The organism is Pseudomonas sp. BNK-45 (genome assembly GCF_047456255.1).
Taxonomy (GTDB): Bacteria; Pseudomonadota; Gammaproteobacteria; order Pseudomonadales; family Pseudomonadaceae; genus Aquipseudomonas.
On sequence record NZ_CP179909.1, the window covers coordinates 4,301,985 to 4,310,553 of the forward strand.

At 66.9% G+C, this 8,569-nt stretch carries 2 protein-coding genes; one reads left to right on the forward strand and one right to left on the reverse strand.

Annotation, left to right across the window (positions count from 1 at the left end; all coding sequences use genetic code 11):
- The first annotated feature begins 26 nt into the window (after positions 1–26).
- Complete coding sequence (locus ACMGG8_RS19685; protein WP_060839244.1) at positions 27–893, forward strand: class I SAM-dependent methyltransferase; 867 nt, start codon at positions 27–29, stop codon at positions 891–893.
- 37 nt (positions 894–930) lie between these two features.
- Here the strand turns inward: ACMGG8_RS19685 and ACMGG8_RS19690 are convergent, their stop codons facing one another.
- Entirely contained in the window at positions 931–8,559 is a 7,629-nt protein-coding gene (locus ACMGG8_RS19690) for an SDR family NAD(P)-dependent oxidoreductase (protein ID WP_414158227.1), read from the reverse strand.
- Positions 8,560–8,569 lie beyond the last annotated feature (10 nt).

Consider the following 8,569-nt stretch of genomic DNA (forward strand, 5'->3'; position numbering starts at 1 on the left):
CAGTTATTTTTGACACGGAGGTAGACATGACGACAGCAGGAACCGAAACCGTATCGCCGATCAGTCAGTGGTACGACATGATGACCCGGATGTTTCCCGACAAGCGCCTGACCTTCCTCAACTACGGCTACCTGGGCCAAGACAGCGACTTCGACTGGATCAACGACGAAGACCTTGAGCAGAAGTGCTCGGCGAACCTGATTCGCACCTTGCTGGGCGATAGCGACCTGAGGGGCAAGAAGGTTCTGGAGATCGGCTCCGGACGCGGCGGCAATTGCGCCTACCTCATCCGCTATACCGGCGCGGCGTCCGTGACCGGGCTGGACTTCTGCCCGGCGCACATCGAGCTGTGCCAGCGGGTGCACCCACTGCACGGGCTGACCTTCGTCGATGGCGACGCCATGGCACTGCCCTTTGCCGATAACCAGTTCGACGCGGTCATCAACATCGAGTCGTCCCACTGCTACCCCGACCTCAACACCTTTGGTGAAGAGGTGCGCCGTGTGTTGAAGCAGGACGGCCGGTTTTTCTACGCCGACACCATGAAGGGCGACAACACCAGCGCCCTGTCCGAGCGCGACAGCATTGGTGTCGACTTCTTCAGCAACGTGCTGGAGCAGCACCAGGCAATGATTGAGCACGCCGGCTTCAAGGTGGAGGAACATGCCGACATTTCCGATGGCGTGATCAGGGCCTTCGAAAGCGACCAGGGCCATCTCAAGCACCTGCTCAAGCAACTGGTGGCCGAGAAGAAACAGCAGAGTGAACCGCTGCCGCCCGAGGTCTGGCACGCCTTCGACACCATGCTGCACTTCTTCGACGAGAGCGGGGTCAAGGCCTACCGCAATGGCCATCTGGCGTACAAACTCTGGCGTTTGAAAAAAGCCGCCTGAGCCCTTCACCCCAAGGGTGGAGAGATCGCTCGCGGCCCTATCCAACGGCATTCTCCACCCGCTTCTCGGCATACAGGGCCGCGCAGAACCGAGCGATCACTCTGAACACGTCCGGCTGGGTCAGCAACGTCATGTGGTTGGCCGAAGCCACCTCGATCATTTCGAAGTTCGGCAGTTGCCGCTGCCACGTCTGCCAATAGTCGGCGTGGTTGAAGGCGGCGAACTCCTGGCTGTCGGTGGAGAAAAACGGCTCCAGTTCGCCCATCCACAAGCCACTGGCGTTGCGGAAGTAGTAACAGGCCACTTCCGCTGCCCTGGGCAGGGGCTCGATCCGATAGTGCTCGACCTGATACGCCTGCTGCAGCCGGGTGACTTGCGCCATCATCTGCTGCAGGCGCTCGTCGCTGGCCTTCAGGCCGCGCTGGCGGGCCAGCGTGGTCAATTGCTGCAGATAGTCTGCCGGCGGCAGCGACAGGTCGATCGCGTCACGGTGGATCAACACCTCGGCGAAGCGCTCGGGGGTCTGGCCGATGGTCATCTGCAAGGACATGTTGACCGTCTGCAGCAACCGGGTCTTGTCGGCCAGGCGCGCGGTACGCTCACCGGTCACGTCCGGCGAGTCGAGCATCACCAGGCTGCTGACGGTATCCCCCAGCTCCTGCAACTGGCGGGTCACTTCATAAGCCAGCATGCCCCCCAGGGAGTACCCGCCCAGGTCATAGGGCCCCTGCTGCTGGACCGACTGGATGACCTGAACGTAATAGGCCGCCATCGCCTGGATCCCCTGCAACGGCGCGCGGTCGGTCATCCAGCCCCTGGCCTGGAGGCCGTAGAACGGGCGTTGAACATGCTGGGCCAGGCCCTGGTAGATTTCACAGCCCCCCAGGGCGCCATGGAACCAGAACACCGGCCGCCCCCCAGGCGCCGCATTGAGCCGTTGCAGCTCCGGAAAGCGTGAGCTCGAACCGCTCAACAGATCGAGGATCTGCGCAGGCAGCGCCGGGTCTGGGGCGCTGGCCGGCGTGGCGTGCCGGCCGAGCAATTGCAGGGCCTCGCCCAGGGTCGAGCACTGCTGGAGGTCGGCCAGGGCCACCCGCGGATCAATCCGGGTCTGCACCTGCATGGCCCACTGCAGCATCACGATGGAATCGGCACCGTAGGCGCTGAGGGGCTTGCCCGATGACAACTCCTTGGGTTGCATCCCCAACAGCTCGGCGAGCAGGCGCCGGCCCTGTTCGGCGGCGGTTTCGGAGGGGGCTCCCGTAACGTGCAAGGGGGTATCGGCCTCGGGCAGCGCATCCTGCTGGGCCTCGGGCGCGCCGGGTGGCTCCAGCCAGTAGCGCTTTCTGTCAAAGGCATAGGTGGGCAGCGCGATCAGGCGTGCCCCGCTGTTTTGCGCGAGCCTGTGCCACGGCACCTCGCCGCCCTGGGTCCAGAACAGCGCCAGCTGTTGCAGGTCTTGGGCGGCGATCAGCCCCTCGCCCAGGGCCTCGCCCCCCGGGCCGCACAACAAGCTGGCCAGCGCCGCCGGCACCGCCTCGACATCGCCATAGGCCAGGGGCCAATCGGTTGCGGACAGGGCGGTCATGGGTTGCCCCGGCTCCAGCGTCCCCAGGATCTCGGCCAGCAGCTTGCGCAATTCGGCGCAACTGCCGACCCGCAACGCCAGGCGCAGCGGCATCGCTTCACGTCCGCTTTGCAGGGTATGGGCCAGGTCCTTGAGCCGGACCTGGGGATGCCCGTCCAGGTGCTCCGCCAGGCGGACCAGGGCCTGCTGCAACGAAGCATTGCTGACGGCCGACAGCGGCACGATATGCACAGCGCCCTCCTCCTGGGCTGGCGGCTCGGGCGGGCTCGGGTATTCCTCGATGATCAGGTGGGCATTGGAGCCCCCGGCGCCAAATGCGCTGAGGGAGGCCCGGCGCGGCACGCGTTGCCGCACGCCATCGATGTCCAGCTCCGGCTGCGGCCAGTCGGCCAGCGTGCGTTGTAGCACGAACGGCGACTGCGCCAAGTCCAGCTTGGGGTTCAGAGGGCCCAGCAGCAGCGACGGCACCCACTGCCGGTGCTGCAGCTGCAGCACCAGCTTGCTCAGCGCCGACATGCCCGAGGCGGCTTCGGCATGGCCGATGTTGGACTTGACCGAACCCATGGCGCAGCTGTGGGGCGCGACCCCCGCCTCGCTGAACACCCGGTTCAGCGCACTCAGCTCGATCGCGTCGCCCATGGCCGAGCCATTGGCCGCCGACTCGACATAACTGACGGTGCGCGGGTCGATCCCGGCGCGCTCGAAGTTGCTGGCGATCAGCGCAGCCTGGACCTTGGCGCTGGGCACCGAAAAACCATGGGTATGGCCGCCATGGTTGGTCGCGGTGGACTTGATCAGCGCCAGAATCGGGTCGCCATCGCGCTCGGCGTCGGCCCGGGTCTTGAGCAAGACCGCGCCCACGCCTTCGGCCGGCAGATAGCCGTCGCCCTCGGCGAAGCTACGGCTGCCGGCATGACTGCCCAGGACCTGGCCGACGCTCAGGCCGATGTACTTTTTCGGGTGCAGGGTCAGGTTGACGCCACCGGCGATCGCCAGCCGGCAGTCGCCATTGCGCAGCGCCTCGCCGGCGGCATGGATCGCCGAGATCGACGATGAGCACATGGTATCGATCGCCAGGCTCGGCCCTTGAAAGTCGAAGAAATAGGACACCCGGTTGGCAATGGCGCTGTAGGACGTCACCGAGACCAGGGATTCGCGCACCAGATCGGCCTCGAACGCCTGGTATTGCTGGTACATCACCCCGACAAACACCCCGACCTGCTGCTGATAGCGCTGCTTGACCTGCTGCCGGGTGATCCCGGCGCTTTCCAGCAGGTTCCAGCAGGTTTCCAGGAACAGCCGGTCATTGGGGTTGATGATCGGGGCCTCTCGCGGCGAGAGGTTGAAAAACAGCGGATCGAAATCCTCGACCCCGTCGAGAAAGCCGCCCCACTTGCAGTAGGTCTTGTCCAAGCGCTCGCGGGACGGGTCGAAGTACGCCTGGTGATCCCAGCGCGAGGCCGGCACCTCGCCGATCAGGTCCTCACCCGCGGCCAGCTTGCGCCAGAACACTTCCAGGTTTTCAGCCCCCGGAAAACGCCCGCTGATGCCGATGATCGCCAGGTCGCGGTGGTTGGCCGCCGGCGGCGCCTGGCGTTGCTGGCGGCTGCGCTGCCGCTGCACTGCCGGTGCCGGGGTTGGGGTTGGTGCATGACGCGGCGCCAGGCTGGCGTCCTCGGGCGTGCGGGGCGTGGCCCGCTCGGGCACCAGCAACTGGCGCAGGGCCTGCGGGTGCTGGCGGCTGAAGTAGGCGCTCAGCTCCCCCACCGTCTGGTACTCGTACAGCAGGCTGCTGGGCAGCGAGCCGAAGGTGCGTTCCAGTTGGCTGGTCAGCTCGGCCAGCATGATCGAGTCGGCCCCGTAGCGTTCGAACGACGCGTCGCGGTCGATCTTCTCCAGGGGCCGCTTGAGGGTGTTGCACAGCAGTTGCTTGAAATAGCGCACCGCCAGCGCCTCCAGCTCATCCGGCACGGCCTGCGCCGCCGCTGGTACTGGTGCTGGCACAGGGGCCACGGCTGCGGCGGCGGGCTCATCGAACAGGAGCGCTTGCGGCTCGTGCCAGCGCTCGGCAATGAAGTGCCTGATCCGGGCGATATCCCCCTCCAGCACCATCCAGCGTTCGGCGCCGCTGGTGTCGGCCAGCACCCGCTGCAGCAGGTCCAGGCCGCCACGGTCACTCAAGGGCTGGATGCCGGTCTGCTGGATCATCAGTTGTTCGCGTTGCCCGTCGATCTGCAGGCCGCCGTTGCGCCACAGCGGCCAGTTGATCGCCAGCGTGCGGCCCTGGCGGCGGCCGGCCTGTACCTGAGCGTTGCGCCAGCCGGTCCACTCGTCCATGAACGCGTTGGCCAGGGCATAGTCGCCCTGCCCCGGATTGCCGATCAGCGCGCTCACCGATGAAAACAGCACGAAACAATCCAGCGGCAGATGGCTGCTGGAGCGGTCCAGGTTCAGCACCCCCGCCACCTTGGGCGCCAACACCGCCGCCAGATCGGCCGCGCTCTTGTTCTGCAGCAGGCTGTCGCGGGTAATACCGGCGCAATGGAAAATCCCGTTGAGGCCGCCCGATGCCTGCTCGCACCGAGCAATCAAGGCTTCGACCGCGGCGGGGTCGGCGACGTCCAGGGTCTCCAGGCGCACCTTGCTGCCCAAGGCCCCGATTGCGGCGATTCGTCCGGCGGCCTCGGCCGACAATTGTCCGGCCGAACGGCTGGCCAGGATCAAGCTGATGCCCAGGCCTTGCTGCGCCATATGCTCGGCCAGCAACAATCCCAGGCCACCGGTGCCGCCGGTCACCAGGTAAACCCCGCCAGCACGCCATGCCGGGGCGGTTCCCCGGGCCGGCGAGGCCTGTTGCCAGGACGCCACCTGACGTTGGTCGTTGCGGTAGCGAATCCGCTCATCGTCCTCCCGGGCGTTGTCCACCAGCCACTGCGGGCTGAGGCTGCCCTGCAGCTCGATGACCTGGGCGGCGGCGATCAGGCCTTCGTTCTTCGCCGTTCTCAACAACGCCAGCAGCGCGGTGTGGCTCGCGGTGGCCTGCTCAGGGTCGACCAGCACCAGTTGCACCAGGGTGTCCGCCGGGCCGGCGCGCAAGCGCTCCAGCAGCCACCCGGCCAGGACCGGCAGCGCCTGCGCGGGGTCCTGCGCGACCGCCGGCAAGCACTCGATGCGGACCTGCCGCCCCATGCCCGTCAGGGCCTGGCATTGCTCGGCCAATGGCACAAGGTCGAGGGAGGGGGCGGCGGCCAGCACCACCAGTTGCCGAGCCAGGTGACGCTGGGTGGGATTGGCCAGGGCCTTGTCGCGCCACAGCGGCGTCATCACCAGCTGGGGCACGCTGGCCGGTTCCAGTGTCCGCGACGAGAAACCTTGCAGGCGCAACGCGACGCGGCCCTGTTCATCGCAGATGTCCAGGTCGAGCTTGCTGATGCGCCCCGGCTGATGACTGGCGCTGTAGCGCACCCAGGCCCGGCAGGGTTGCTCCAGCAGTTGCAGGTCGCCAAGGATCATCCTGTCCAGTGCAAAGGGCACCAGCGGCTGGTGTGCGGAGTGCGCTTGATCCGGCTCCAGCAACGCCAGCCCCAGTGCCGCCTGCAAGGCGCTGTCGAGCAGGCCGGGAGGCAAGCGGCACGGATCCCTGGCCGCTTGCCACTGCAACCGGGCCAGGACCTGGCCATTGCCCGCCTGCAAACTGCCGAGCCGGCGAAAGGCCTCGCCATAGGCCAGTCCCATCTGCTCAAAGTGCGTGTAGCACTGCTCCGGCGCGATCCGCTGCTCCTGGGTGGCGGCTTCGATGGCATGAAGGTCCAGCGGCGTCAGGTTCTCGGCGCTGCCAACCAGGGCGACACCGGTGCAATAGCTCGGGCCGTCGGCCGTGGCGCCCCGAATCTCGAAGCGGATTTCGCCGTTATCCTGCTCGGTCAGCTCGATATCGATGTCCAGGTCGGCGCCGGCATGCCCCATGGGCTGGCGCCAGGCGATGTTTTTCAGGCTCACCAGCGCGCCCTCGGCGGCCAGTGACTGCTCAACCGCCGCCCTGGCCATTTCCAGGTACGCCACCCCCGGCAGGACCTTCAGGCCGTTGACCCGGTGTTCGCTGAAAAACCATTCGTTGCCGCTGAACCGGCTGCTGAAGCGCTGCCCCGAAAGGTCCGAGGTGTTGCGCTGCAGCAACGGATGCAAGGCCGCCGGCCCCCTGTGCTGCAGTGCTGCAGATGCACTGATCCAGTAGTGCTCGCGGCTGAACGGGTACGTCGGCAGCGAGAGGCGCCGTGGCAGCGGCTGCGAATAGAGCGACCGCCAGTCCACGCTCGCGCCCTGCTGCCAGAGCTTCAGCAAGGTGACCAGGTCCTGGCGTTGCAGGGCGTCAAGCACTTGCTGCGGTGCGATCTGGCCGACGGGGCTGGCGCCCTCGCCCGGGCCGCTGGCCCGCAGCTGGCTCAACAGGCTGTCGCGGCTGTGGGCGATGATCGCCAGCCGATACTCCATCGCCTCGCGGCCCAGTTGCAGGCTGGCGGCCAGCTCGGCCAGGGGCAGTTGCGGCTGGCGCTGCATCAGCTCGATCAACTGTTGGACCCGCGCCTGCAGGGCTTCGGCGGTTCTGGCGGACAGCACGAATGCGGTTGCCGCCACGCCCGGCTCCACCTCCGTGGTCGGCGCCGGCACTGCCTCCAGCACCACGTGGGCATTGGCCCCGCCAAAACCGAACGAGCTGACCCCGGCCCGGCGTGGCAGCGGCTGCCCGCGCTGGTCGGTCGCTGGCGGCCATTCCCGCCCGGCCTGCAACACCTCGAAGGGGCTGGCGCTCAGATCGATATAGGGATTGAGCTGCTCGCTGTGCAGGCTCTTGGGCAGGTACCCCTGCTTGAGGGCCAGCAGGGTCTTGATCACCCCGGCGACGCCGGCCGCCGATTCCAGGTGGCCGATATTGGTTTTCACCGAGCCCAGGTAACAGCGCTGCTCAGGCGCGGCCCCCAGCTCGGCGAACGCCTGCTTGAGCCCGCTGATTTCGATCGGATCGCCCAGGCGCGTGCCGGTGCCGTGGACTTCGATGTAGCCGATGCTGCTGATATCGATGCCGCGGCAAGCCTGCTTGATCAGCTCGGCCTGGGCCCTGGGGTTGGGGGCGGTCAGCGAGTTGGCATGGCCGCCATGGTTTTCCGCCGAGCCGATGATGGTCGCGACAATGGCGTCGCCGTCGGCCAGGGCCTGCTGATAATCCTTGAGGATCAGGATCCCGACGCCTTCGCCCCGGACATAGCCGTCGGCGTCGGCGGCGAAGGCCTTGCAGCGCCCCGTGGGGCTGAGCATGCCGGCCTTGAGCGCGCCAATGAACACCATGGGCTCGAAGCACAGGTTGACCCCGCCGGCGACCGCCAGGCTGCAGTCGCCGTTGAGGATCGCCTGCGCCGCCCGGTGTATCGCCACCAGCGAACTGGAGCAGGCGGTATCGATGGGGGCGCTGGGGCCATGGAAATCGAACAGGAAGGAAATGCGGTTGGCGATGATCGAATGGGCGTTGCCCGTGGCGTCATGGGTGCCGGCCTCGGCACGGGCCAGCAGCCCGTTGTAGTCGGCGGACGACACACCGATGAACACCCCGGTGTTGCTGCCGCGCAAGGCGTGCGGGCAGAGGCCGGCGTCTTCGAACGCGGCCCAGGTCTGCTCCAGCACCAGCCGGTGCTGGGGGTCCATGGCCTCGGCTTCACGGGCGGAAATCTTGAAGAAGTCGGCATCGAAAGCGCTGGGATCGTTGATGAAACCGCCGGGGCAACTGAAGGTTTCGCGCAGGTGCGCGCGCTCGGCGATGCCCGGCAGGTGCCAGTACGGCAATTCGCTGATGGCGCAGCGCTCCTCCATCAGCAACTGCCAGAATTGCTCGGCATTGTCGGCGCCGGGAAAGCGCCCGGAAAAGCCGACAATCGCTACTCGCGGCGTCTGTGCGGGCGCCGCGTCCCGGGGGCCGTCACCGATCTGTCGCCGCGGTCGTGGCGCCGACGTACCCGATGCTCGCTGGGCCGGCCGCTGATTGGGCAGGCGGATGTCCTGTGTAGCCTTCGCTGGGGTGATATCCATTGTTCTGAAT

What these genes read in the sequence shown, in the direction of transcription:
- ACMGG8_RS19690 (WP_414158227.1), bottom strand. Translation starts at nt 8,559, where the DNA reads ATGGATATCACCCCAGCGAAGGCTACACAGGACATCCGCCTGCCCAAT.
- ACMGG8_RS19685 (WP_060839244.1), top strand. Translation starts at nt 27, where the DNA reads ATGACGACAGCAGGAACCGAAACCGTATCGCCGATCAGTCAGTGGTAC.